General features: G+C 50.6%; 25 protein-coding genes, 1 tRNA gene, 1 other RNA gene and 1 pseudogene. 4 read left to right on the top strand and 24 right to left on the bottom strand.

Features of this window, described 5'->3' with window-relative positions:
* Positions 1-239: 239 nt before the first annotated feature.
* Entirely contained in the window at positions 240-362 is a 123-nt protein-coding gene (locus tag WFK81_RS30030; protein WP_268960393.1) for a hypothetical protein, read from the bottom strand.
* Between the two features lie 15 nt (positions 363-377).
* Positions 378-1,436: a hypothetical protein gene (locus WFK81_RS30025; RefSeq protein WP_336790986.1), complete on the bottom strand. Its 1,059-nt coding sequence runs from the start codon at positions 1,434-1,436 to the stop codon at positions 378-380.
* 268 nt (positions 1,437-1,704) lie between these two features.
* Between WFK81_RS30025 and WFK81_RS30020 the strand changes: the two genes are divergently transcribed.
* Together WFK81_RS30020 and WFK81_RS30015 are read left to right on the top strand one after the other, a co-directional pair.
* Positions 1,705-2,067: a collagen-like protein gene (locus tag WFK81_RS30020; RefSeq protein WP_336790984.1), complete on the top strand. Its 363-nt coding sequence runs from the start codon at positions 1,705-1,707 to the stop codon at positions 2,065-2,067.
* 372 nt (positions 2,068-2,439) lie between these two features.
* Positions 2,440-2,622: pseudogene (locus tag WFK81_RS30015) on the top strand (response regulator transcription factor); the annotation flags it as partial.
* 61 nt (positions 2,623-2,683) lie between these two features.
* On the opposite strand, the gene WFK81_RS30010 reads toward WFK81_RS30015, so the two are convergent.
* The 13 genes from WFK81_RS30010 to WFK81_RS29950 all read right to left on the bottom strand — a co-directional run bounded on the left by WFK81_RS30010 (position 2,684) and on the right by WFK81_RS29950 (position 15,644).
* The gene (locus tag WFK81_RS30010) at positions 2,684-3,091 is read right to left on the bottom strand and encodes an HNH endonuclease (protein WP_336790983.1); all 408 of its coding nucleotides are present in this window, start codon (positions 3,089-3,091) and stop codon (positions 2,684-2,686) included.
* 152 nt (positions 3,092-3,243) lie between these two features.
* Positions 3,244-3,609, bottom strand: a transfer-messenger RNA (tmRNA) gene (ssrA, locus tag WFK81_RS30005).
* 238 nt (positions 3,610-3,847) lie between these two features.
* The gene (smpB, locus tag WFK81_RS30000; protein ID WP_132313370.1) at positions 3,848-4,330 is read right to left on the bottom strand and encodes an SsrA-binding protein SmpB; all 483 of its coding nucleotides are present in this window, start codon (positions 4,328-4,330) and stop codon (positions 3,848-3,850) included.
* 171 nt (positions 4,331-4,501) lie between these two features.
* Complete coding sequence (locus WFK81_RS29995; protein ID WP_012772186.1) at positions 4,502-4,702, bottom strand: cold-shock protein; 201 nt, start codon at positions 4,700-4,702, stop codon at positions 4,502-4,504.
* A gap of 123 nt (positions 4,703-4,825) precedes the next feature.
* The gene (locus WFK81_RS29990) at positions 4,826-4,987 is read right to left on the bottom strand and encodes a hypothetical protein (RefSeq protein WP_336790980.1); all 162 of its coding nucleotides are present in this window, start codon (positions 4,985-4,987) and stop codon (positions 4,826-4,828) included.
* A 9-nt stretch (positions 4,988-4,996) separates the two neighbouring features.
* Positions 4,997-7,822 (bottom strand): ribonuclease R, encoded by a 2,826-nt coding sequence (rnr, locus tag WFK81_RS29985; RefSeq protein ID WP_336790978.1) that lies wholly within the window; start codon positions 7,820-7,822, stop codon positions 4,997-4,999.
* Between the two features lie 176 nt (positions 7,823-7,998).
* Positions 7,999-8,235, bottom strand: a complete 237-nt coding sequence (gene secG, locus WFK81_RS29980) for a preprotein translocase subunit SecG (RefSeq protein WP_116394246.1) — start codon at positions 8,233-8,235, stop codon at positions 7,999-8,001.
* Between the two features lie 196 nt (positions 8,236-8,431).
* Positions 8,432-9,724, bottom strand: coding sequence for a phosphopyruvate hydratase (gene eno / locus WFK81_RS29975; RefSeq protein WP_116394247.1), 1,293 nt, complete (start codon positions 9,722-9,724; stop codon positions 8,432-8,434).
* A 78-nt stretch (positions 9,725-9,802) separates the two neighbouring features.
* A complete protein-coding gene (gene gpmI / locus WFK81_RS29970; RefSeq protein WP_336790977.1) occupies positions 9,803-11,338 on the bottom strand; it encodes a 2,3-bisphosphoglycerate-independent phosphoglycerate mutase in 1,536 nt (511 codons plus the stop codon).
* 1 nt (position 11,339) lies between these two features.
* Positions 11,340-12,095 carry a triose-phosphate isomerase gene (tpiA, locus tag WFK81_RS29965; protein WP_336790975.1) on the bottom strand — a complete coding sequence of 252 codons (756 nt, stop codon included), beginning with the start codon at positions 12,093-12,095 and terminating at the stop codon, positions 11,340-11,342.
* A gap of 38 nt (positions 12,096-12,133) precedes the next feature.
* Positions 12,134-13,315, bottom strand: a complete 1,182-nt coding sequence (locus WFK81_RS29960) for a phosphoglycerate kinase (protein WP_127498588.1) — start codon at positions 13,313-13,315, stop codon at positions 12,134-12,136.
* Between the two features lie 200 nt (positions 13,316-13,515).
* Positions 13,516-14,520: a type I glyceraldehyde-3-phosphate dehydrogenase gene (gene gap, locus WFK81_RS29955; protein ID WP_132313380.1), complete on the bottom strand. Its 1,005-nt coding sequence runs from the start codon at positions 14,518-14,520 to the stop codon at positions 13,516-13,518.
* Positions 14,521-14,597: 77 nt separating this feature from the next.
* Positions 14,598-15,644, bottom strand: a complete 1,047-nt coding sequence (locus tag WFK81_RS29950; protein WP_336790972.1) for a sugar-binding transcriptional regulator — start codon at positions 15,642-15,644, stop codon at positions 14,598-14,600.
* A 246-nt stretch (positions 15,645-15,890) separates the two neighbouring features.
* Between WFK81_RS29950 and WFK81_RS29945 the strand changes: the two genes are divergently transcribed.
* Together WFK81_RS29945 and clpP are read left to right on the top strand one after the other, a co-directional pair.
* Positions 15,891-15,965, top strand: a tRNA-Arg gene (locus WFK81_RS29945).
* Positions 15,966-16,136: 171 nt separating this feature from the next.
* On the top strand, positions 16,137-16,718 hold the full coding sequence (gene clpP / locus WFK81_RS29940) for an ATP-dependent Clp endopeptidase proteolytic subunit ClpP (protein ID WP_207918210.1): 582 nt from the start codon (positions 16,137-16,139) through the stop codon (positions 16,716-16,718).
* A gap of 138 nt (positions 16,719-16,856) precedes the next feature.
* Here clpP and WFK81_RS29935 read toward each other — a convergent pair whose 3' ends face one another.
* The 9 genes from WFK81_RS29935 to hisJ form a co-directional block, all read right to left on the bottom strand.
* The gene (locus WFK81_RS29935; protein WP_012772176.1) at positions 16,857-17,126 is read right to left on the bottom strand and encodes an HPr family phosphocarrier protein; all 270 of its coding nucleotides are present in this window, start codon (positions 17,124-17,126) and stop codon (positions 16,857-16,859) included.
* Between the two features lie 155 nt (positions 17,127-17,281).
* Positions 17,282-18,211, bottom strand: coding sequence for a DNA-binding protein WhiA (gene whiA, locus WFK81_RS29930; protein ID WP_336790971.1), 930 nt, complete (start codon positions 18,209-18,211; stop codon positions 17,282-17,284).
* 7 nt (positions 18,212-18,218) lie between these two features.
* Positions 18,219-19,205: a gluconeogenesis factor YvcK family protein gene (locus tag WFK81_RS29925; protein WP_336790969.1), complete on the bottom strand. Its 987-nt coding sequence runs from the start codon at positions 19,203-19,205 to the stop codon at positions 18,219-18,221.
* 12 nt (positions 19,206-19,217) lie between these two features.
* Positions 19,218-20,102 (bottom strand): RNase adapter RapZ, encoded by an 885-nt coding sequence (gene rapZ / locus WFK81_RS29920; protein ID WP_085982376.1) that lies wholly within the window; start codon positions 20,100-20,102, stop codon positions 19,218-19,220.
* 41 nt (positions 20,103-20,143) lie between these two features.
* Positions 20,144-21,094 carry an ROK family glucokinase gene (locus WFK81_RS29915; protein ID WP_336776887.1) on the bottom strand — a complete coding sequence of 317 codons (951 nt, stop codon included), beginning with the start codon at positions 21,092-21,094 and terminating at the stop codon, positions 20,144-20,146.
* Between the two features lie 165 nt (positions 21,095-21,259).
* On the bottom strand, positions 21,260-22,189 hold the full coding sequence (trxB, locus tag WFK81_RS29910) for a thioredoxin-disulfide reductase (protein ID WP_336790967.1): 930 nt from the start codon (positions 22,187-22,189) through the stop codon (positions 21,260-21,262).
* Positions 22,190-22,570: 381 nt separating this feature from the next.
* Positions 22,571-24,316: a tetratricopeptide repeat protein gene (locus WFK81_RS29905; RefSeq protein WP_336790965.1), complete on the bottom strand. Its 1,746-nt coding sequence runs from the start codon at positions 24,314-24,316 to the stop codon at positions 22,571-22,573.
* Positions 24,317-24,452: 136 nt separating this feature from the next.
* Positions 24,453-25,406 carry a ribose-phosphate diphosphokinase gene (locus tag WFK81_RS29900; RefSeq protein ID WP_116394259.1) on the bottom strand — a complete coding sequence of 318 codons (954 nt, stop codon included), beginning with the start codon at positions 25,404-25,406 and terminating at the stop codon, positions 24,453-24,455.
* 143 nt (positions 25,407-25,549) lie between these two features.
* Positions 25,550-26,356: a histidinol-phosphatase HisJ gene (gene hisJ / locus WFK81_RS29895; protein ID WP_336790963.1), complete on the bottom strand. Its 807-nt coding sequence runs from the start codon at positions 26,354-26,356 to the stop codon at positions 25,550-25,552.
* Between the last annotated feature and the right edge of the window lie 7 nt (positions 26,357-26,363).

Below are 26,363 nucleotides of genomic sequence, written 5' to 3'. Positions count from 1 at the left end.
TCATATCACGTTATCGTTTTTAGTGTCAAGCTTTATTTTTCATCCATTTGCTCGATGATATTCAGCTTTTCGTCCGAACCGCTTGTCTCTCTCGGCCGGAATTAGAATATACCATAGATAAAAAGCATTTGGCAAGTATATTTTTAAAAAAACTTTTCAATTTCTTAAATAACAAAGCAGGGCTGCCCTTAAGCCATATCATTATGACTTCGAGACAACCCCTGTGCGAATAGCTCTGATTACTTCGCTGCCGCCGCTGAAGTTCTCACTTGCTCGTTTGCCTTCAAAGCATCGAGAATGCTGATTTTTCCGAAACCACTGCCTTTAGTTGTTCCCTTTAGAGGTTGGCCAACCGGTATCATCGTTACTCACCTCCTTTACTTAGTATCATCTGCCCTCAAATAGCTCCGAAGCTCGTCGAATGCGGTTTCGAATATAAGCTCCGCTCTCCCCCGGCTTTCCGTTTCTTCAATTTTTCTCGCAAACTTAGAGTACAATCTAATCAAGTAGGCGTGATCGGCACGTACATGGAATCTAACCCGATGAATTTCAACTTGCTCCTCCATAACACGATTCGTCCATTCAGCGAGCCCTTTATAGAATTGAATGCCGCTTCGATAGGCAGGCGATAGAATCGCCGACTCAATAAACACCGTCTCGCCTTCTGCCTCCATACGATATTGGATATAACCCTGCAGCTTGCCATTCCCGTCATCAAATAACAACATCCGGCTCTCGCGCAAAGAAACCGTCATATGCGCAACCGCGTCGAAAAACAAAAACCGTTCATCAAACTCATCGCTATGCGCGAGAAAATATCGGACAAATCTCGCATACTCTCGGTCCTGATTGCAAGTTACCGGGAAAAGGCGGCCCACGGCAATTTCCTCCTTGAAGCTTGAACATACCGAGGATTTTGGCAATATGCTGGCACTGTCTCGCTTGAATCTTGCTGTATACGCGTTTAAATGACGCAAAGTAAGCCGGTAGCCGACGGCCAACTCCCCAACTCTAGTCCGTTCAGCAAATTTATCGAACAGCCTTATTGCATAGTCATCTATCCCTGTCCAAAAAACCAGCTCGGTCACCATCTCGTTAAGCTCGTTTAAATGTTTGGCAAGCGCTTGTAATCCCCGAAGAAACAATCTCGTATGTCTATATGGTTTGGACAGAAAAGCTATCTGCAGCTGCACAACATGCCGATCTTCATAGTTGCCTTCTCCCGTACCGTGAATATAGCCGAATGCGCCAATAGCTTCCCCTTCGTCGTCCAGGCAGAGAAAGCATTCGCGTCCCATAAAAATAGGGCTGGCGATAAAACCGAAAGCAACGGGGAAAGGATACGGCAGTCGTAAATCCTCATAATTCGCTAAAAGAAAATCCATGTACTTTCGTTGATAGGCCTCGGTCGCGCATACAGAAAACGATGCATACATGCGTAAAAACTCCTAGATCTTTTGCTTTATTATAGAAGAATTTAACAAAAACCAATACCAACTTAAGTTACCAATCTCCGTTCCTAATGCAAAATTTGTACCATAAAGTAGTTTGATTCCCTATAATCCACTAATTATATTGATTCCTTAAGCAAAAACCTGATCGACATATCGCCTGCCGCATTAAAAACAATATCGGTTACGCCCATTCCCTTGGCTCCGCTCCTACATACAATGTTTTAGCCCACAAATAAGGAGTGACAAGATCATGTCATTTTTCCCACCTCCTGGCCCTCCAGGATTCCCCGGACAGCCGGGACCTCCAGGATTCCCTGGACAACCGGGACCTCCAGGACCGCCAGGACAGCCGGGGCAGCCAATGGCACCTAGTTCACCTCCGCCGGGATTCATCCCTCAACAACCTGCGGTTCAGCCGTTTGCTGTTGACCCCGGTGCGATTTCTCGTTGTATGTTCAGGAATACGTACATTTGGCTTAGGAATGGAAATCAATTCTGGTTTTTCCCTGTTTTCTTAGGACGCACATCGATTGCCGGTTTTCAGTGGAACGGAAGGTTTTGGGTGTATACCGGCCTAAGCCTGCAGTCTATTCAATCCTTTACATGTGTCTAGCCAAACACGAAAGGCTCCGATCCACGTGGGACGGAGCTTTTCTGTGTTTGAAATCAGCAACAAAAACCACATCCTCATGCGGATGTGGTTTTTGATGGCGGAGGCGAACCGTGGCTGTGCAAAACCAGAGGAAATATGGAAATTATACCTATAACAAATGAAATCTTGAGCGATTGCTTCAACACAAACTTCCTTCAATATCTCCATCATCGAAGGCTTGTTCTTCTTCGGTTTAGGCTGTGTGGTTTGGAAAATGGTCGATACGCACCGAAAAATGCAGACGCTCCTCGAAGAGAAAGACAAGCAGCTCCAAGTCCTGGAGCAATATACCAAGCAGATTGAGACGATTACTTTGTTAGAACAGAGCGAGAGCTTGACGTACTCGGCGAGTTGGCAAAAGGCAAAGATAACCGTGAAATCGCGCGAAAGCTCTTCCTGACAGAAGGGACCGTCAAAAATTATATCTCAACCATTTATTCCAAGTTGGGCGTAACGGATCGTGTGCAGGCAGCGCTGAAGGCCCGGCAGGAAAAGCTGTTGCCTGAGGAATCGTGAGCGCTCGTAAAAACACTCGTTCCAATTTTTACAATAAGCAGTCCGATTATGTTCAATTGCATCAGTTTACTTGATGGTAATAGCTAGCTTTCAGGATACGATAAACTAACTTCATCCTTTTCGGCGCGGAAAATACTTTTTCTCTAAAATAGGAGAATGCTGAACGGCTTCCCCGCTTCGTGTTGCACTCCATGCAAGCAGCGAGTAAGTTTTGGGGGAGGTCTGAGCCGCCTTTGCTTGCAGGGATAATATGATCGACCGTCGTTCCGGGACGTCCGCACCACAAACATGTGTAATGATCCCGTTTCAGTGCGGCTTTTCGATAGGCACGAAATAAGAATGGGTTGTATAGCAATTGGATGGTCTGCTCGTCTATCCAAATGGCACGTGCTCGGTTAACTTCCCTCCAAGCCCGGTGAAGCAAACACGGGGTAAGTTTTTGGCCATCCATATTGATAACTTCGATCATAGTCCATTGCCTCCTAAGGTTAACGTTAGTTAATAACCACAAGCAAGAAGTATAGGAGATTCGTGGTTATGTATATCGGAGACTTGGAGGAGTAATGCAGATCAAATCTGCGGATAATACAAAAACCCGACCTCACGCGGTCGGGTTTTTCATGGTGGAGGCGAGGGGATTTGAACCCCTGTCCGAAGACAACGCCACACAGGCTTCTACGGGTGTAGTCACAGTATTGATGTCACCCGAGCGTCGTCCCGTAACCGACTACGCGTTGGGTCAGCCTGATTATCTTCTTCCGTCGACCCCAGGCGGAGACCGAAGCGGCGTATCCCACTACTTGTTAGCCCCTAGTCTAGTCACATGGGCGATGCTAGGTAGGAGCACGCTCACAGGTTATTAAGCTGCGAAAGCGTAAGTTTGTTGTTGTTTGCCATTTAATTGGCTTTAGCGTTGATGAAGCAGACGACTCCCTGCTACCCGCAACCCATGCTCGTACTATCCCCGTCGAATCCATAAACGCCCCCAATATCGCATAACCGGTGTATTTCGACCGATTAGCTGTAAAGAACGCCCGGAATGAGGTGTAGCGCTTCTCGCGCTATTCATTACAAGCAGTACTACTCTAACTATTTGTTGCAGCGGCGCCTCGTATCCCTTAGCGCTACTTTAGTATAACACGAACTTCATCGCTAATGCTCAGATTCTTAATGCCAATGATGGCGGAAAGCTGGAACCAGAACCAGCGAGTGAAGCAAATGCCAATTATCTTGCGACTTTCTGCTTCTCGCGCAACGCACGCTGGATATCCCGTTGCGCATCCCGCTTCGCGGCCGTATCGCGCTTATCATATTGCTTCTTGCCTTTACCAAGCCCAATCAGCAGCTTTGCGTAGCCGTTGCGGACATAAATCTTCAGCGGCACAATCGAATAGCCTTCCTGCTTGGATTGGCCAAGCAGCTTATGAATTTGCTGCTTGTGAAGCAGCAGCTTCCGAGCGCGGGTCGGATCAGTCGGATTATGGCGATTGCCCTGTTCAAAAGGACTGATATGCATGTTATGAATAAACATCTCGCCATTCCGGATCGTTGCAAACGCATCGCTAATATTTGCTTTCCCCATGCGGAGAGCTTTGATCTCCGTACCCATCAGCACGATTCCCGCTTCATACGTATCCTCAATGAAATAATCATGGGACGCTTTTTTGTTTTGAGCGAGCTGTTTGCCGTCATTTTTCTTTGCACCCATGGCGGTTCACCTCATTTTCGTTTACGCATTCCGATAGAGAAGCGTTATTAGGAATTCATTGTAACAAACATTAAGCGCGTTTCGCAAGCCATCTCGTCCACGAAAATACATCGCTTTCAAAATAAAAAAACCGCCCTGTTAAGGGCGGTTTCCGTTCGTTAGATTAAGCTATTACAGCTTAACAACGTTCTCAGCTTGTGGTCCGCGGTTGCCTTGAACAACGTTGAACTCAACGCGTTGGCCTTCTTCAAGAGTCTTGAAGCCTTCGCCAACGATTGCGGAGAAGTGTACGAATACGTCATTGCCGCCTTCAACTTCGATGAAGCCGAAACCTTTCTCAGCGTTGAACCATTTAACTGTACCTTGTTGCATGTGTCTTACCTCCAAAAAAATAAATTAATATGCGCCTATTTCGTTACGAAACAAAAAATTCACACATTGAATAAGGTGTCATGACGTCTACAATGATACCCTTTTCAATATGTGAATTCAGGTTCATATCATCAATTGTTTTGAGTGTACTATACCCAAAATCAAAAAGCAAGCGACAAGCTTAAATATATTTTCCCAGCTTATCCATAGAAAACGGCGCTGCTTCCCCGCAGCTTGCGCCACATCGGGCAGCGCCGTTATTTCAAGCGATAGTACATCTGTCATGTTAAATATTTATTTACGTTTTTTGCGGACGAATGCTGCGGTGGAATTGCCCCCGCCTTTTCGTTTCTTCTTATTGTTTTTCCCTTCTTCGCCGGATTTATTCACTCCGCTCGAAGAATTCGAACCTTGCGGTGATCTTGCGTCGCCGCGCTGGCCTCCGCCGCCTCCGCTGCGGTTGCCCCGGCCGCCGCGCCTGCCGCGGCCGCCATCAAAGACCGAGCCTTGATCCGGATCTTCGCCCGTATCGGCGTCCCTGCCGCGGCTGCCGCTAATCGGCAGCCCCCACATATCCGTGCGCGGCCTTGCCCCGCGCACTTGCCGCCCTTGCTCGAGCGGCTTCGCCTGCTCTTGCCAAGGCGAGCGCTCCGCCGCGCCTTCGGCCGCGCGGCTCGCGCCTTGCGCCGCTCCGCGGTCATCGCCTCCGCGCTTCCGCTTCGCATTTCCTTGCGCGCCGCTATGCTCGGCGCGCTTAGCGCCATCGCGGCCGCCTTTGCCCGGGCCGCGATCATTCCGCTCGCCGCGGCCATCCCCGCCGCGGCCTTCCTTCCCGCGGCCGCCTTTATCCCCGCCGCGTCCAACTACCGCGCCTGTGTCCCCGCCGCGGCTGAAACCTCCGCGCTTGCGGCCGCCTCCTCCGCTGCGCGCGCCAAATCCTGCATCCGCGACGCCGCGGAAGTCGCTGCGCGGCTTCATGTCCACCATCTCGAAATCAATGGTGTAATCGTCCATGTTCACCTGCGCCACGCGGATTTTCACCTCATCGCCAATGCGGTATACCTTCGAGGTACGCTCGCCGATCAGCACCATATGAAGCTCGTGGAAGTGATAGTAATCATCCGTCAGACCGCTTAGCCGGATAAGGCCTTCCACCGTATTATCCAATTCGACAAACATGCCGAAGCTTGTCACGCTGCTGATAATACCGTCGAATTCTTCGCCGACTTTATCCAGCATGAATTCGCATTTTTTGAGCTTATCCGTATCCCGTTCCGCATCAACGGCAACCCGTTCGCGTTCAGAGGAATGCTGGGCAATGTCCGGCATCCGGGCAGCAAGCGCCTCCGAACGCGATTCCGGCAGCGCTCCGCCATTCTCGAGCACCTCGCGGATAACCCGGTGAATAACAAGGTCCGGATAACGCCGGATCGGCGACGTGAAGTGGGAATAGAACTCCGCCGCAAGCCCAAAGTGTCCCAGGCTCTCCGCATCGTATTTCGCCTGCTTCATGGAGCGCAGCATCACGGTCGAAATAACCGTCTCTTCCTTCGTGCCGTGGATCTCCTCAAGAAGCGTCTGCAAGGCTCGCGGATGAACCGAATTGCCCTTGCCCTTCACGACATAACCGAAGTTCGAGGCGAATTGCATGAAATGAAGCAGCTTCTCCTGGTCCGGATCCTCGTGAATCCGGTAGAGGAACGGCACGCGGAGCCAGTGGAAATGCTCGGCCACCGTTTCGTTCGCCGCCAGCATGAACTCCTCGATAATCATTTCCGCAATGGAACGCTCGCGCTTGATAATATCAACCGGCTTGCCTTCCTCGTCCACGATAACCTTCGACTCCTGAAAATCAAAGTCGATTGCGCCACGCTTCATACGCTTCTTTCTAAGCTTCATTGCGAGCTCTTCCATCAGCGTGAACATGTCGAGCAGGTCCGCATAGCGTTCCTTCAGCTCCGTCTCCGGCTCTTCTTCGGTAGCCGTTAAGATCTTGCGCACATTCGTATAGGTCATGCGCTCCTTCGTCTTAATAACGCTTGTAAAAATATCGTGGCGAACGCGCTTAAGCTTGGAGTCGAACTCCATTTCGCAGGAAAGCGTCAAGCGGTCTACCTGAGGATTCAGCGAGCAGATCCCGTTCGACAAGCGGTGCGGCAGCATCGGAATAACCCGGTCTACCAAGTATACGCTGCATCCGCGGCGGAATGCTTCCTGATCAAGCGCCGAACGCTCCTTCACATAGTAACCGACATCGGCGATATGCACGCCAAGCAGATAGTTGCCGTTCTCGAGCCGTTTTACGTGGACCGCGTCATCAAGATCCTTCGCATCTTCACCGTCAATGGTCACAATCACTTCCCCGCGAAGATCGCGGCGGCCTTGTTCCACAATCTCTTCTTCGGTAATGGAGTCCGGAGCCGCTTCGGCTTCGTCCATCACTTCATCCGAGAAGCCCTCGGGCAGCTGATGCTTGCGGATAATGGACAAAATGTCGATGCCCGGATCGTTCTTATGTCCGAGAATTTCGATAATCTCGCCTTGCGCCGCAGACCGGCCTTCCGGATACGAAATAATCTTAACGACCACCTTTTGACCGGTTACCGCACCTTGGAATTCACCCTTCGGAATAAAAATATCCCGGTTAATCCGTTTATCATCCGGAACAACAAAACCAAATGCCTCATGGCTTTCGAACGTGCCCACTACCTGCGTGACGGCACGCTGCACAATGCGGACGACCTCGCCTTCCATCCGGCCTCCGCCTTCGCTTTGCGAAGTAATGCGCACCAGCGCGATATCGCCGTTCATCGCGCTCTTCTGATCGTTTGCATGTATGTAAACATCAGGATGATCCTTCTCGTCAGGCAGCAAAAACGCGAAGCCCTTCGCATGCGCCTGGATTTTCCCTCTCAGCAGGTTCATTCGCTCCGGAACGCCATAGCGTTCATTGCGCGTCCGAATGACTTTGCCTTCTTCCTCGAGCTGATTAAGCAGCTTGAGGAATTCTTTAAACTCCGCCGCATCGTTAATGCCGAAATGCTGTTCCAGCTCCTGATAAGTCATCGGCTTGTAGGCCGTCTCCCGCATAAAATCAAGCAGTTCCTGCTCTTGCATCATAGTTTTCCTTGTCACCTCATACACCGGAGGCTTTCCCTACCGCCATCCAGCTACCGGTTGATAGATTATCATATATCGTTTAGTATACACGAAATCATTCCTTAGCATCCGTAAAAGCCTTGAAAAAACAAAAAAACGGAGGTCTCCCTCCGTTTCTGAGTACGAATCGTAATCATTTACACTTTAACTACGTATGCTACAACCAGCGCCAGGATAAAGAATCCGCTTGCCAGCCCTACTGTCAAACGCTGAAGGAACAAGTCCAAACCGCGCGCCTTCTGCTTACCGAACAAGTGCTCAGCACCGCCAGTAATCGCCCCGGACAAACCAGCGCTTTTCCCTTTTTGCAGCAATACAACTGAGATCAAGCCGATTGCAAAAATAACGAGCAAAATCTTCCAAAAGATTTCCATTTGATCCACCTCCAGCATAGGAGCTCCGTTAAACACATAAATTGATTTTATCATAGGCGGACAAGTAATTCAATAGTTTCAAATTTCGGCGTTGTTTCCACTATATGAGAAACACTGTCCGAACCGGTGTCGGCAGCAAAAAAGGCATCCCCTCACCGGGATGCCTTCTTTATGTTAACGAATGTTAACGAAAAACTTATTTGAAGTTTTTCAGGTTGTAGAATGCCGATTTGCCTGCATATTGAGCAACCGAACCCAGTTGGTCTTCGATGCGAAGCAATTGGTTGTATTTCGCTACGCGGTCCGTACGGGACGGAGCGCCTGTTTTGATTTGGCCAGCGTTTGTAGCAACCGCGATGTCAGCGATTGTGCTGTCTTCGCTTTCGCCGGAACGGTGGGAGATAACCGCAGTGTAACCAGCGCGTTTCGCCATTTCGATTGCGTCGAATGTTTCAGTAAGCGAACCGATTTGGTTAACTTTAACGAGGATGGAGTTACCAACGCCTTTTTCGATACCGTCGGACAGACGCTCTGTGTTTGTAACGAACAGGTCGTCACCAACGAGCTGTACTTTGCCGCCGAGTTTGTCAGTAAGCAATTTCCAACCTTCCCAGTCGTCTTCGGAGCAGCCGTCTTCGATTGTGATGATTGGGTACTTCTCAACCCACGAAGCAAGCAGGTCAACGAATTCCGCGGAAGTGAAGGATTTGCCTTCGCCTTCGAGGTGGTATTTGCCGTCTTTGTAGAACTCAGTGGAAGCTACGTCCATGCCGAGGAATACGTCAACGCCCGGTTTGTAACCAGCACGCTCGATAGCGGAAATGATTGTAGTGATTGCTTCTTCGTTGGAACCAAGGTTAGGAGCAAAGCCGCCTTCGTCGCCTACCGCAGTGTTCAGGCCTTTGTCTTTCAGAACCGATTTCAGGTTGTGGAAGATTTCAGCGCCGATGCGAAGAGCTTCTTTGAATGTTGGAGCGCCAACCGGCAGAACCATGAACTCTTGTACGTCAACATTGTTGTCCGCATGCTCGCCGCCGTTGATGATGTTCATCATTGGAACTGGCAGAGTTTTTGCGTTGAAGCCGCCGAGGTAAGTGTACAGGGACACGTTCAGCGCGTCAGCCGCAGCGCGTGCAACAGCCATCGAAACAGCCAGGATTGCGTTAGCGCCAAGCTTAGCTTTGTTAGGAGTACCGTCAAGCTCGATCATTTTGCGGTCGATAGCTACTTGATCAAGAGCGTCCAGACCGATGATTTCTGGTGCGATAATCGCGTTTACGTTCTCAACCGCTTTTTCAACGCCTTTGCCCAGGTAACGGCCTTTGTCGCCGTCGCGAAGCTCAACAGCCTCGTAAGCGCCAGTGGATGCGCCGGATGGTACGATTGCGCGGCCTTTGCCGCCGGATTCCAGGGATACTTCTACTTCTACAGTCGGATTCCCGCGGGAATCCAGCACTTCGCGTGCGTAAACGTCAACGATGATAGACATTTGAGTAACACTCCTTCAGTTAAGTTATTTATAGGGTTGAAGCATGGAAAACAAGCTGTATTGATTCTACCTTGAAACTTACTTCTGAATCAATGTTGTACCTGTCATTTCGGCTGGTTTAGCCAGTTGCAACAGATCAAGAACCGTTGGAGCCAGGTCAGCCAAAATGCCGCCTTCGCGTAGCTCTCCGCCAGCCACCGTAACGATACAAGGAACCGGGTTCGTAGTATGCGCCGTAAACGGACGTCCGTTTTCGTCGAATACCATGTCCGCGTTGCCGTGGTCAGCCGTAATGATCGCCACGCCGCCTTTTGCAAGGACAGCTTCCACCACTTGACCCAGACATTCGTCCGTTGCTTCCACCGCTTTGATTGTCGGCTCCAGCATGCCGGAGTGACCTACCATGTCAGGGTTCGCAAAGTTAAGGATGATCGCGTCATGCTTATCGGCTTCGATCTCTCTTACCGCTGCTGCCGCGACTTCGTACGCGCTCATTTCCGGCTGCAGATCGTAAGTAGCTACCTTCGGCGAATTGATCAGAACGCGAGTCTCGCCCGGAAGCTCAACGTCGCGGCCGCCGCTGAAGAAGAACGTTACATGCGGGTACTTCTCGGTTTCGGCAATACGAAGCTGTTTCTTGTTGTTTTGAACAAGCACTTCGCCAAGGGTGTTATCCAGGTTCTTAGGGGAGTACGCCACATAACCGCCGATTGTCTCGCTGAACAGCGTCAGGCAGACAAAATACAGGTTTTTAGGGCATTTCTCGCCACGGTCGAAGCCGCGGAAATCTTCATTGGTGAATACTTGGCCAAGCTGAATCGCACGGTCGGGACGGAAGTTAAAGAAGACGATGGAGTCTTCCGATTCAACCAGGCCTACCGGCTCATCGTTCTCGCCTACGATAACCGTTGGCATAACGAATTCATCATAAACGGATTTTTCATAGGATTCAACTACAGCCTTGATTGGATCCGTGTATTTAGGACCTTCGCCGTAAACCATGGCGCGGTACGACTTCTCCGTACGCTCCCAACGCTTGTCGCGGTCCATTGCGTAGTAACGGCCTTGAACGGTAGCGATCTGGCCTACGCCCACTTCTTCAATCTTCGCTTGCAGCTGTTCCAGGTAACCCTTCGCGCTGTCCGGAGCAACGTCGCGGCCGTCGAGGAAGGCATGAATGAATACTTCGTCCAGCTCCTCTTTCTTAGCCAGTTCCAGCAGGGCAAACAGGTGAGCAATGTGGCTGTGTACGCCGCCGTCGGACAGCAGGCCGTACAGGTGAAGCTTCTTGCCATTCGCTTTCGCGTGGCGAACCGCCCCAAGAAGCGTCTCGTTATCGAAAAATTCGCCGTCGCGGATCGACTTCGAGATGCGAGTCAGATCCTGATACACGATTCGGCCTGCGCCGATGTTCAGGTGACCAACCTCGGAGTTGCCCATTTGGCCATCCGGCAAACCTACTGCTTCGCCGGAAGCAGTAAGAGTAGTGTGCGGATAAGTCGACCAGTAGCGGTCGTAGTTTGGTTTTTTCGCTTGCGCAACGGCATTGCCGGTTACGTCGTCGCGAAGGCCAAAGCCGTCGAGAATAATCAGTGCAACTGGTTTCGGAGCCATCTTACTTGGCCCCCTCAACGAGTGCGATATAGGAAGCCGGCTCAAGCGATGCGCCGCCCACAAGAGCGCCGTCGATATCCGCTTGTCCCAGGTATTCTGCAACGTTGTTTGGTTTTACGCTGCCGCCGTATTGGATACGAACCGCTTCAGCTGTCGCTGCATCGTACAGATCAGCAACTACGCTGCGGATGTAACCGATAACGTCTTGCGCGTCTTCGGAAGTCGAGGATTTGCCGGTGCCGATCGCCCAGATTGGCTCATAAGCGATAACCACTTCAGCTGCCTGCGCAGCCGACAGGCCTTTGAAGGCCGCTTCGGTTTGCACTTTGCAAACATCCTTCGTTTGGTTAGCTTCGCGCTCTTCGAGCTTCTCGCCTACGCAAACGATTGGCGTAATGCCGTGTTTGAATGCAGCATGCATTTTTTTGTTAACGATCTCGTCGGTTTCAGCGAAGTAAGCACGACGCTCGGAGTGACCGATAATCACGTACTTCACGCCAAGATCCTTCAGCATAACGCCGCTGATTTCGCCCGTGAACGCACCGTTGTCTTCGAAGTGCAGGTTTTGCGCGCCGATTGCGATCGACGTGCCTTTTGCCGCTTCAACAAGCGCCGGAAGAGTTGTGTAAGGAGCGCAAATGACGCTCTCTACGCCAGCAACCTCAGCCTTGCCTTTCACTTCGGAGAAGAACGATACAGCTTCGGAAACGGTTTTGAACATTTTCCAGTTACCTGCAATGATAGGTGTTCTGCTCATCGTATATTCCCTCGTTTCTAAAATTATAGATTTCTATCTTATTTATCGTTAAGAGCTACAACGCCCGGAAGTGCTTTGCCTTCCATGAACTCCAGGGAAGCGCCGCCGCCAGTCGAGATGTGATCCATTTTGTCAGCTACGCCGAATTTCTCAGCAGCCGCAGCGGAGTCGCCGCCGCCGATTACCGTGTAACCGGCTGTTTCCGCGCAAGCGTTAGCAACCGCACGCGTACCGTGGGAGAATGGCTCGATCTCGAATACGCCCATTGGTCCGTTCCAAACAACCAGCTTGGAGTTTTTGATCACGTCAGCGTAAATTTCGCGAGTTTTAGGACCGATGTCGATGCCTTCCCAGTCAGCAGGGATGCCGTCAACGTCAACGATCTTTGTGTTTGCGTCTTTGCTGAACTCGTCAGTAATAACGATATCAACCGGAATCAGGAAGTTTTTGCCGAGCGATTTTGCTTTCTCGATGAACTCAAGAGCCAGATCAAGCTTGGAGTTGTCAACGAGCGATTGGCCGATTTCATGGCCTTGCGCTTTAAAGAAGGTGTAAGACAAGCCGCCGCCGATGATGATGTTATCAGCGATCTCGATCATTTTGTTGATAACGTCGATTTTGTCTTTTACTTTCGAACCGCCAACGATCGCCGTGAAAGGACGCTCAGGGTTGTTCAGCGCTTTGCCGAGAACATCAAGCTCGCGCTCCATCAAGAGACCCGATACGGCAGGCAGGTAGTGCGCAATGCCTTCTGTCGAAGCGTGGGCGCGGTGAGCAGCACCAAATGCATCGTTTACGAACAAGTCAGCCAGCTCGGCGAATTGCTTAGCCAGTTCCGGATCGTTCTTTTCTTCGCCAGCGTGGAAACGAACGTTCTCAAGCAAGAGTACGTCGCCGTTATTCAGCGCGTTAACTTGTGCTTTCACTTCTTCACCAACGGAGTCGTTAGCTTTTACAACCGGTTTGCCAAGAAGCTCGGACAGACGTACGGCAGAAGCTGTGTGACGCAGTTCTTCAACCACTTCACCGTTTGGACGGCCAAGGTGGCTCGCGAGGATAACTTTAGCGCCTTTTTCGATCAAATAGTTGATCGTAGGAAGCGTTTCGCGGATACGCTTGTCGTCGGTAATTTTGCCATCTTCGAGTGGTACGTTGAAATCGACGCGTACAAATACGCGTTTGCCTGCTACTTCTACGTCACGAACACTTTTCTTATTCAATGGTGTTGCCTCCCTGATTATGAAGTTGAAAGCATATATGAGATAAAGCCTTTAACAGCAGCAAAAAAGGCGTTCCTTCTCGCAAGAAGGAACGCCTTCGCCTAATATCCACTTAAGTGGAGCCGCAGACTAAGCGTATCCCGGAGCATTAAGCTCCGGAACGAAAGCGTTCCATGCAATTGTGGAATAGCGTGTGTATCTTACAGACCTTTGCTTGCCACGAATGCAGCGAGGTCAACTACACGGTTCGAGTAGCCCCACTCGTTGTCGTACCAGGAGATAACTTTAACCATGTTGCCTTCTACTACCATAGTCGACAGAGCGTCGATTGTGGAGGAAGCTGGGTCGCTGTTGTAGTCGCTGGATACCAGTGGCAGTTCGTTGTAGTTCAGAATGCCTTTAAGAGCGCCTTCGGAAGCTTCTTTCAGAGCTGCGTTAACTTCTTCAACAGTAACGTTAACTTTCAGTTCAGCAACCAGGTCAGTTACGGAAACGTTAGGCGTAGGAACGCGCATAGCCATGCCGTTCAGTTTGCCTTTCAGTTCCGGCAGAACCAGGGATACCGCTTTTGCAGCGCCTGTGGACGAAGGAATGATGTTCTCAGCAGCCGCGCGAGCACGACGCAGGTCTTTGTGCGGAACGTCCAGTACGGATTGGTCGTTTGTGTACGAGTGAATTGTAGTCATCATACCTTTAACGATACCGAATTTGTCGTTCAATACTTTTGCGAATGGAGCAAGACAGTTTGTTGTGCAAGAAGCGTTGGAAATTACAGTGTGCGATGCAGCATCGTACTTGTCTTCGTTAACGCCCATAACGATTGTGATGTCTTCGTTAGTTGCAGGAGCGGAGATGATAACTTTTTTAGCGCCGCCTTTAAGGTGAAGCTCGGCTTTTTCTTTCGCTGTGAAGATACCAGTGGATTCAACAACGATTTCTGCGCCTACGGAGCCCCATGCCAGGTTCTCAGGGTTACGCTCAGCAAATACTTTGATTTCTTTGCCGTTAACGATAATTGCGCCTTCTTTTGCTTCAACTGTAGCATCAAGAGTGCCATGAGTTGTGTCATATTTCAGCAGGTGTGCAAGTGTTTTAGTGTCAGTCAGGTCGTTTACCGCTACTACCTCAACATTAGGGTTGTTCAGCGATGCGCGGAACACGTTACGACCGATACGACCAAATCCGTTAATACCAATTTTAACCATTTTAAATTCCTCCTAAGCTTTTAAATGACTATGGTATATATTTCAAAACGTTCTGCAGCAGAGCCTGCCGCAAATCGTTAAGATAACGATTGCTGCTGTTCTTCGATAATGGCGGACATCTCAAGAGCTGCCGCTTCATCGGTGACAAGCACATCATTGTGCCCAAATTTCATAATGGCTGCTATAGCTTCGCCTTTGCTATGGCCGCCAGCCACTCCTATAACAACTTCAGTCTTCACAATATCTTCGAGTCGTAATCCTACGGTCTGCATTTTGTGAACGACTTCGCCGTTCTTGTTGAAATAAAAACCAAAAGCTTCAGCCAATGCGCCATCCGCGGCCATCGCCTTCACCAGTTCAGGATTCAGCTTTCTGCGCCGGGCCATCACCATAGCGTCCCCGATCCCGTGCACGACGATTCGGGCGCTTCGGACAACCTCGACAATATCGCGGATATTCGGTTCCTGCATCATGGATGCGTAAGCTTCGTCGCCCAGATGATCCGGCACATGGAGCATCCGGTAATTGGCGCCTGTACGCTTAGCCATTGTCGATGCAATGGTATTGGCTTGATAATCGAGACTTTCTCCAAGTCCGCCTCTCGCCGGTACAAACCAGTTGTTCTTCAACGGCGTTGTCGAAGTTAGTTGGTTGGCGACTTGAGCGATGGTCGTTCCGCCGGTTACGGCCACGACATCGTTAGGCTCCATCACTTTGCGAAGCACCTGGCAAGCCGCTCTTCCGAGCTCCCGCTTCGATTGCTCCGAATCCTCGGAATCGCCTGCTACAACAATGACCTGCGATAATCCGAAATGACTTCTGATCTTCTCTTCCAGATCGGACAAGCCGAATAACGTCTTGTAGAAGGGCTCCAATTGCTCAAGCAATTGCTTGCCCGCTTCGCTGATCCGCATTCCCGCCGCATGAATTTCCAGCAGACCTTGCGATTTCAGAAAATCCGTCTCCGCCCTGAGCACCCGTTCCGTCATCCCTAAGGAATTGGCGAGCGTCCTCCGGCCGATCAGATCGGACAACATCACTTGGCGCAATATCGAGTAACGCTTCTTCATTACGTCAAGCAAATCTGGGAGAAGCTGCTGCTGCAGCTCAATAATGTGACGCATCCTCTAGTCTTCACTCCACCCGTTAATAGGCGTAATGGGCTTTCAGGGGATGGACGTTAAACGTCCCGCATACTCACTTTAAGTCCCACCTTTATTTTAGCTAAAAACAATTCACATGGCAAGTAAGCAATCGCCGATGAAAGCGTTTGTATTCACGATTTGCTCAAATTTATTTTTCTCATCTGCCTTGCTTTCTACAATTGAATCGCGTATACTAAGTTTTGCTGTTGCTTTATTATGCATTAAGCGCCCGTGGTCCAATGGATATGACGTAGGCCTCCGGAGCCTGAGATCTAGGTTCGATTCCTAGCGGGCGCGCCATTCAACTTTACCTTAACGCTATACATAAACGTGAACCGTCCTCCATGAGGGCGGTTTTTTTGTTTGGCACAAAAAATGAGTTTGACTATCTTTGACTTTTGTTTGATCATCAGCTAGAATGGGAATCAGTAATACCATCTTTGCTATTTTGAGGAGGGGACTTGGTTGGATATGAATTTCGTTCCTATGGTTATTGAACAGAGCAATCGCGGAGAACGCGCTTACGACATTTACTCCCGCCTTCTGAAGGATCGCATCATCTTCCTCGGGTCAGGCGTAAACGATGTGGTAGCCAACTCCATTATTGCTCAGATGCTGTTCCTTGCAGCAGAAGATCCTGAGAAAGATATTTCTCTCTACATTAACAGCCCTGGCGGTTCCATCACGGCAGGCATGGCTATCTATGATACGATGCAATACATTAAACCCGATGTCTCGACGATTTGCGTCGGCATGGCGGCATCGATGGGCGCTTTCCTGCTCACGGCCGGCGCCAAAGGCAAACGTTATGCGCTCCCGAACAGCGAAGTGATGATCCATCAACCGCTTGGCGGCGCTGAAGGTCAAGCAAGCGATATCGAAATCCGCGCACGCCGCATTATCAAAATGCGCGACAAGCTGAACGGCATCCTGGCTGAGCGTTCGGGACAACCTCTCGAGCGTATTGAGAAGGATACCGACCGCGATTACTTCATGAGCGCGGAAGAAGCGCGTCAATACGGTCTGGTTGACAAAGTAATCGAGCGTATCTAAATATAAAAAGCGGCTGTACAGGCGATAACCTGGACAGCCGCTTTTCTTTTTGTCTTTATTTGAAATAAAAAAAGGACTATCCCTCTGTCATCCGAAATGACTTGGGACAACCCCCTTTTTGTCGAATTAAATTGAATCTTATTGGTTCTCCAGCTCTTCTTTGCTGACGAGCGCGACTAAAGCGTTTACAGCCTGTTCTGCATCCGAACCCTCTGCGCTGATATGAATCTCTGTGCCCGAGCTGATCGCAAGGCTCATGATACCCATAATGGATTTTGCGTTTACTTTCTTGTCGTCTTTCTCAACAAATACTTCGGAGGAAAATTTGTTCGCTTCTTGAACGAATAATGCGGCAGGTCTAGCGTGCAAACCTGTTTTAAGACGAACGACAACCGGTAGCCTTGTCATGGTAACCATACCCCCTATACTATAATAAGTCTGGCAATTTCGCTTCAATGCTCAGCCTGACATGATTAATAACTTTAAAAAGCAGTGTTATACCTTGTATAAGACTTTTTGTTCATATTATATCATTATACCATCTGATGCACTAGGATAAAAGTTTAGCCGTTGCGGATTTTTTCCGCAAGTTCATCAATTTTCCGCAGCCGATGGTTAACGCCCGATTTGCTTACGGTGCCCTTCAGCATCTCGCCGACTTCCTTCAGGTTCATATCCGGATGCTGGAGCCTGATTTCGGCAACCTCTCTAAGCTTATCGGGAAGATTGTTTAATCCGATTTCCTTCTGCAGCAGCTTGATATTATCGATTTGCCTGACCGCCGCGCCGATCGTTTTGTTCAGGTTGGCCGTTTCGCAGTTCACGATTCGGTTAACCGAGTTCCGCATGTCGCGCATAATGCGGACATCCTCGAATTTGAACAATGCCTGATGGGCGCCAATAATGTTAAGCAGCTCGATAATTTTCTCGCCCTCTTTGATGTAGAACACAAAGCCCTTCTTACGTTCGATACATCTTGCGTTCAACTCAAACTTGTTCGCCAGCTCAACCAGCGCCGAGCAGTGCTCTTCGTACATCGATGAAATTTCAAGATGGTAGGAAGAACCCTCCGGGTTGTTGACCGAGCCCCCGGCAAGGAATGCTCCGCGCAGATAGGATCGCTTGCAGCACGGCTTCTTGATGATTTCCTTATCAATGCCCAAGTTAAACACGAAGCCCTCGGATACAATTCGCAGCTCACTTAGTATTTCCTGTACCTTCGTCGGGATTCTGACGATATATACATTATTTTTTTTGAGTCGCATTTTTTTGCGGACGAGCAGTTCCGTATGCACTTCAAAATGCTTCTTCACCAAGGAGTAGATCCGGCGGGCAATAGCCGCGTTTTCGGTTGAGATGTCGAGGACGACTTTGCGGCTGGAGACGCTGACCGAGCCATTCATTCGAATGAGCGCGGACAATTCAGCACGTTCGCAGCAAGTATCCGCCTCAATCATCGTCAGCTCTTTCTTCGTTTGGGCCGCAAATGACATCGCTTGTTCACCTCTTTCTTAACATCCAGTTTTCCACTAATTTATAAATATGATGACTAAGCCGTTCTGCGTCATGCCGCAGAAACGTCCGGTACAGCACGAGGCGGTCGGAGATGATTTCATATCCCAACCGGTTTACTTCGTCTATATCCAGGTCTACCTGAGTAGAACCCATTTCCGCATACTTTTCCGCCACCTCCGGCGATATTTCACCGTCGTTAACCAGCACATAGTCAAATAGTTTATGCCCGATATGGTCCTGCACGGCCTTAAGATGATCGCTGACCGAATATCCATCGGTCTCTCCCGGCTGTGTCATCACATTGCAGACAAACAGTTTAACAGCCGTTGAATCTACAATGGCCCGCGCTAACTTAGGTACGAGCAGATTCGGAATAATACTCGTATATAAGCTGCCTGGACCAATGAGAATCGCATCGGCTTGCTCAATGGCTTCAATAGCCTCCGGAAGGGGCTCTACGTGATCGGGCTCTACAAAAACCCGCTTAATCTTCTTGCCCGCTTTCGGAATCATGGATTCCCCGACAACAATGGTACCGTCAGCCATCTCGGCCTTCAGCACGATAGCCCGGCCCGCGGCAGGAAGCACGCGTCCCCGCACGGCCAATACCTTGCTGAGCTCGCGGACGCCCGTAACGAAATCGCCGGCAATATCCGTCATCGCAGCTAACATCAGATTACCCAGACTATGCCCAGCTAATCCGGTGCCGCTCGAGAAACGGTATTGAAGCACTTCCGTCAATAGCGGCTCCGCATCCGCAAGCGCCATAATAACGTTGCGGATGTCGCCCGGAGGCGGGATCTGCAGTTCATTGCGCAGTACTCCCGAGCTGCCCCCGTCATCGGCGACCGTTACGATTGCTGTAATATCAAGGGGCTTCTCCTTAAGCCCCCGCAGCATCACCGACAAGCCGGTTCCGCCGCCTACTACAACGATCTTAGGCCGCCTTATAACTTTATGCCTATTCTGCATCCAATCACCCCGTCAATGCTTATCACGGTCAGCATCGCGGTGGCTGACGCGTACCCGTTCCGTATCGCTGCTGCCGAGCATGCGACCCAAATATTCTGCAATCGCAACCGAGCGGTGTTTGCCGCCCGTACACCCGATGCCGATAACAACCTGACTCTTGCCTTCTTTATGGTAAAGAGGGAGAAGAAACTGAAGCATATCGAGCAGCTTGGTCAGGAAGGCTTGCGTCTCCGGCCATTTCATCACATAATCGTAGACTTCCGGATTTTGTCCGGTGTTCGGGCGCAAATGATCCACATAATGCGGATTAGGCAAAAAGCGCACGTCGTAAATCAAATCGGCATCGATCGGAATGCCGTATTTGAACCCGAAGGAGGTCACATTCACCGAAAGGCTGTTGTTCTCCAAGTTCGTAAACCGGGAAATAATACGCTCCTTGAGTTGTGCCGGCTTGATATTGCTTGTATCAATAACCTGCGAAGCCGAGCCCTTCAAATCCTCCAGCATTCTTCGCTCGTTGCGGATGCCTTCAAGCGGCATGCCTTCCGGAGCAAGCGGATGGCGACGGCGGCTTTCCTTATAGCGCTGGACGAGCACCTCGTCCGTTGCGTCAAGGAACAAAATTTCGCAGCTGATTGTGAAATGCTCTTTGATAAAGCTTAAGGATTCCGATAAGGCGGTAAAAAATTCACGGCCCCTAAGGTCAATCACAAGGGCTACTTTGCCGATTTTGCCGTTCGACTGCTCAATCAGCTCCGCGAATTTAGGGATAAGCACCGGCGGTAAATTATCAACGCAGAAAAAGCCCAAATCCTCAAGGCTCTGTACGGCAATCGTCTTGCCTGCGCCGGACATCCCTGTAATGATAACAAGCTTTGACATTGCTCCCGTTTCCATAGCTGTCCCCTCTTTCCCCATCGTAACGCTGTTTATGCTCATTAGGAACGCAAGATAAGACCCGCCGCGCCTACCACACCCGCGTTATTGCCAAGCGTTGCTGCAACGATCTTCACGCCTTCCTGTGCTTCCTTCTGGGTATACTTCTCGAATACTTCGCGAATTTGGTCGAATAGGAAGTCGCCTGCTTTCGACACGCCTCCGCCGATAATAAAGCATTCCGGATTCAGTACGACAGCCATCAGAGCCATCGATTTGCCAAGATAGTAAGCGGCGCGGCTAACGATGCGCGAAGCGACCTCGTCGCCTGCTTTCGCAGCGTCGATAACATCTTTCGCCATAATATCTTCTACTGTCGACAAGACGGTGCGGTCACCGCGCTCAACGGCGTCCTTCGCCATGCGGATAATGCCCGTAGCGGACGATACCGATTCGAGGCAGCCCATTTTGCCGCAGCCGCATTGAATCGCTTCCAGATCAGGAACAATGGCGATGTGGCCCAGCTCGCCGGCCATGCCCGCGAAGCCCTCTACGATTTTGCCGCCGATAATAATACCGCCGCCCACGCCGGTACCCAATGTATAGCAGACGCAGTTATCGATGCCTTTGCCCGCTCCGGCCCATGCTTCGCCAAGCGCGGCAACGTTTGCGTCATTATTAACGAGGACTTTAACTTGAAGCTCCTTTTCGAGATATTCCTTCAAGTGAACATTCTCAATCTTCAAGTTGCCCGAAAATTTCACAATACCGTTCGGGATATCAAGGAAGCCGGCGATCCCTACGCCAACGCCTTCGACTTGCTCCCATTCAAACGGCGATTCGGTCACGATGTTCCGCGCATACTGCGCAATATTATGAAGGATGGTGTCCGTACCTTTACTCGTTTCCGTCGGCCCTTCGTAAGTGTGGAGCAATTCTCCCTCCACGTTACAAATCCCAACTTTAATAGCGGTGCCGCCGACATCGACTCCAACGTAAATCTTCTCAGACATTACTAGTCCACCTCATTAATATGTTATCTACTCTTTAACCAACTATAAGCCAATGCCCTACTCCGGTCAAGATAATCGCCGCCCCAGTGTTTCCCTTGAGCTATAAGAAGCTGGCAGGAAAAAGCCCTCTCCGGGAGAGGAAAGGGCCAACTGTTATCTCGCGTATTAATGCGAGCCGATGTTCTCGAGGAACCGTTCGCAATCAAGCGCCGCCATGCAGCCGCTGCCCGCCGCCGTAATCGCTTGGCGGTATTTGCTGTCCTGTACGTCTCCGCAGGCGAATACGCCCGGCACGTTCGTCTCCGAGCTGCCTGGCTTCACTTTAATGTAGCCATGCTCGTCGGTGTCGATCTGGCCGTTCAGAAACTTCGTGTTAGGCGTATGGCCAATGGCGATAAAGACGCCGTCCGTTTGAATCGTTTCGTCCTGGCCCGTCGCATTGTTGCGGACTTTAAGGCCGGTAACGCCCATGCCGTTCGCTTCTACCTCAAGCGGCGTACGGTTCAGGCTCCAGCTGATTTTCTCGTTCTCGCGTGCGCGGTCCTGCATGATTTTTGACGCGCGGAGCTCATCACGACGGTTTACGAGTTCAACATTGGTTGCAAAGCGGGTAAGGAAGCTCGCTTCCTCCATGGCGGAATCGCCGCCCCCTATAACCACAATCTTTTTATTGCGGAAGAAGAAGCCGTCACAGGTTGCGCATGTGCTCACGCCGCGGCCGATATTATCCTTCTCGCCAGGAATGCCAAGCCATCTAGCCGATGCGCCGGTAGAGATGATGATCGTCTCGCCGACAAATTCGCCTTTGCCTTCTACCTGAAGCTTGAACGGACGCTCGGACATATCGACGCTGTTCACCCAACCGGTCGTAAACTCGGCGCCAAAACGTTCCGCCTGCTTACGCATATTCGCCATCAGATCAGGGCCCATAATCCCTTCCGGGAAGCCCGGGAAGTTCTCGACCTCCGTCGTGGTCGTCAGCTGGCCGCCCGGCTCCGGTCCTTCAATAACAAGAGGCTTCATGTTCGCGCGCGCCAAATAAATCGCTGCCGTGAGACCGGCTGGGCCGGTGCCTATAATAATGGATTTGTACATGGTTGTCCTCCTAAAAGTGGCGATGGTTGTTGGATTACTTCGGTACCGGCCGCCGATGTCGCTGCGCGAAAATAACGTCCTTCCGATCGCTGTTGTCCCTTAGTTTCTTGATTTGATCAACCCTCTAAAGGTTGAAACTAATGGACAAAGGCGAACACTCCGTTTCTCCAGTACGTTATTTCCGCTCCGCTTACGCTTGCTCAGACAACCAAACTAATACCAGCAACATCGCAGGTTTTTAAGTCGTCCAACCACAGGTGGTTGGAGAGGGGAAAGATAAGAACGCTGCAATATATCCTTATTATATATAAGTTTGCCCGGGAAAAACAAAACGCACTTAGGGAACCTTATCCTAAGTGCGTTGGTAATGGGCGAAATGCCCTATTCGAGGTGGTCCAAGGAGAAAACCGAGCTGATCGATTTCATCTTTTCCTTGATCCCGCATACCTCGTCGATTTTTTTGGCATTCTTGCTTACGGTTGCGATGGAGACGCCGTAACGCTCCGAGATTTCGGGATACGACGTTGTCCGCCGGTGCATCTTGGCCGTCAAATATTCCAGCGCCGCCGCCCAGCCTTCCGGCTTGGTCAGCTTTGGCACTTCCGGGTAAAGCCTCGACAGGAACTCTACCCACAGCGTCATCAAGTCGTACTGCTGCACAAGGTCAAAGCGTTTGTTCACGCGGGACATTGCCGCTTCCACGACCTCCTGCCACTTGTCTTCCCATACCGGAAGACGGGAGGGGACCCGGTTTGGCTCAATAACCGTCGCTTTGCCTTCAAGTACGGCATGAAGCGGCTCCTGTACGCCGATTGTACGGAGCACGAATACGGCAATTCGCTTCAAATAATCATCTTCGTCCGCCTCCAGCAGGAAAGCGCGAAGGACGTCCTTGACTTCGTTATCGGCAATCATGCCAAGCGCTTGAATAACCTGCAGCTTCGTATTCTGGTCGCCGTGACGAAGCGCCCAGAAGAACGAGGAGCGCACGAGCGGGTCGCGCTTCAAATGCTCTGGAAGTCCATCCGAGGAATTTTCCCACAGTTTGAACTGTTCCTCGAAGGGCAAATGATAATGATAGCTTACCGATGCGTTCTGGTCGCCCGATTTGATGAGAGCCAGCTGTTCCATGTAATAACGCGGAATATCCGATTCCGGATCCAGCTTCGCAGCCTGCTTCCACAGGCGTTCCGCTTCCACATACCGTCCGATGTGGCATGCGGCTACGGCTGCATAATGATACAGGCAAGGATCCAAATTGAGCTCCGCGTCCTTCAGAAGGCGGGTAAAGTGGCGATACGCCGCTTCATGCTCGCCCAGGATGCCCATCGTTGTAGCCAGCTTGAAGACATGCTCCTGATGGAACGGCGCCGTTTTGCGCAGCAAATCGAGCAGAGGAGCAAGACTAGCTTTATCGCCCGCATGCTGATAGAAGATCCCCAGGTTGCAAAGGGCATGCAAATTCCCCGGCTCAAGCTCCAGCGCTTCCCGGATCGTAGCCATCGCTTTGTCGAACATACCCATATAATAATAGGCAAGAGCCAAATTATTGCGGGCTGCCAGAAACTCCGGCTGCTCCTCAATGATTTTCTCCAAGATACGGACCGCTTCCGTAAACTTGCCTTCTTCCAGAAGCCTGCGGGCCTGGTCATGCTCGACCATGCCTTCGCGTGCTTTTATATTCGTCAGCGGTGCAGGGCGCTCCAGCTCATACTGGAGAAGCTCCATCATCTCCTCGGCTTCGTCGAGGTATTGTCCGTCCGCGTCTTCCTCCAAATAATGAATAAGAGCGCCTTCCGCTGCTTCGTACATCTCCATGTTGGCATAGTTGTTGGCCATGTAGAAGTGACATTCCGTCATGGTCGGATCCAGCTCATCGACAATCCATTTCAAAATCCGATTGGATTCTTCATAATTGCCCATCTCCGACATGATGCCTGCCATGTTGCAATGGTTGACCGGATTTTCCGGTTCATACTCCACGGCACGCCGGAAATATTTGAGTGCCTTGTCATAGTGGTAACGATCCAACGAGCGCACGGCCCGCTCGAAAAAGAACGTGGCGTCCCATTGTATCGGTATGATCTTGGCTGTCTGTTCTAAGGCTTCACGTTTCTTCTCTTTCACCTGGCAAGGCACCTCCCGGAATTTGATTTTCTACGATTATACCATAGCAATGCCTATCCTAACACGAAAGAATATGTGGGAAAATCGCGAACGTAAGGAAAAACGCCCGCGATTTTCTTGTCATTGCCGTATTCGATTAAACGCCGCCGTTTGTCTTGAAGAGGGTGCTGATCGATCCGCCTTCAATGATAATGCGGGTTGCTTCCGCAAGCAGCGGAGCAACGGACAATACCGTGAATTTATCCGGACGATTCTCTGGCAGAGAGATCGAATCCGTCACGATAATTTCTTTGATATGAGGATGATTCAAACGCTCAATGGCATTGCCCGAGAACAGCGGGTGAGTTGCGCATACATAGACTTCTTTGGCTCCGCGCTCCTTCAAGCTTTCCACAACGTTGACAATCGTGCTGCCCGTATCGATCAAGTCTTCGATAATGATAGCGGTTTGACCCTCTACGTCGCCGATTACGTGAGTAATCGAGGACTCATTATGCGCTGGGCGCTTCTTGATCATAATAGCAAACGATGTGTCCAGGTTATTCGCAAGCTTTTCAGCCGTGGATGCACGGCCAGCGTCCGGAGATACGACTACCGGGTTTTCGATGTTCTTCGACTTCAGGTAATCGCTGAGCAGATCAAGTGCTGTCATGTGGTCTACCGGAATATTGAAGAAGCCTTGGATAGCCGGCGCGTGCAGGTCAATCGTAATGACACGGTTTGCACCAACCGTAGTAAGAACGTCTGCCACCATTTTCGCGGAGATCGGCTCCCGCGGTGCTGCTTTGCGCTCTTGGCGCGCATAGCCGTAGTACGGCATGATGATGTTGATCGTCTTCGCGGATGCCCTCTTCGCTGCGTCAATCATGACGAGCAATTCGACAAAATGCTCGTTGATCGGATGCGAGAACGATTGAACGAGGAATACGTCGCAGTTACGAATCGTCTCTTCGTAGTGAACGTAGATCTCCCCGCTCTTGAAACGGGACATTTTGATGGCGCCGAGTGTCAATCCCAGATCACCGGCGATCTTTTGAGCCAATGCGGGATTGGACGAACCCGAAAAAATACGCAACTTGTCGCTAAACATGATACCCTCCTGAGCGTTTTAAACCAAATAATTTGACATGAAGTCCTAAAGTTCGCCATAAGGCAAAGCCTTCGTCAATTGCAGGACGCTTTCATACCGCGCCATGCTTGTTCCATATCATTATACATCTAATTTACCATAATTCAAAAATCGACTAATGCCAATTTTCGCCGTTCAAAGGTCGCCAGCTGAGAAAAACCGACATCTTTCAACACCGCACGCGCTTGATCTAAATATTGTCCCAGTCTTTCTGGCTGATGCGCATCCGACCCAATCGTGATTGGAATGCTCAATTGTTTGGCGTATTCAAGCATTCTGCGGCTCGGAAACATCTCTTCTACCGGCATCCGAAGGCCCGATGCGTTAAGCTCGATCGCCATGCCGTGACGCTTCACCGCTTCAAGCGCGGCATTCTCCAGATGCGTGACGTCTCCCTCGGGCTTAAAGCCGAAACGTTTGATGACATCGATATGTCCAATGTAGTCGTAAAAGCCCGTTGCCGCCGCTTTCGCCACCGCATCGTAATACTGCTCGTACACCTTCATCCGGTTTTTGCCTTCCCAGCCGTGGGTCTGACGGAAATCGGTAATATCCCATTCCCCCAAGAAATGCACCGACCCAATCACATAATCAAACGGATAGGCGTTAATGATCGTTTCAATTTTTTCTTCCTGGCCTTCGATATAGTCGCCTTCAAGGCCGACGCGGATGTCAATCCGAGCTTTATACTTCTCCTTCAGGGCCAGACACTCTTCCACGTACCGCGGCAGCTCCTCCATCGGCATCGCCATTTCCGGGTAATACGTCGCCGGGTCCACATGGAGCAGCGGCATATGGTCAGAAAGACCGATCTGCGCAAGACCGATCTCTATCCCCTTCTGTACGTATTCCTCCAGCGAGCCGACAGCATGTCCGCAGCGGGCGTGATGGGTATGATAATCGATAAACATGGCATAC

Origin of the sequence: Paenibacillus sp. MMO-177 (assembly GCF_037147795.1) — a bacterium.
GTDB lineage: Bacteria > Bacillota > Bacilli > Paenibacillales > Paenibacillaceae > Pristimantibacillus.
Note: the sequence above shows the minus strand (reverse complement) of the source record. Positions and strands in the feature narration are given on the sequence as shown.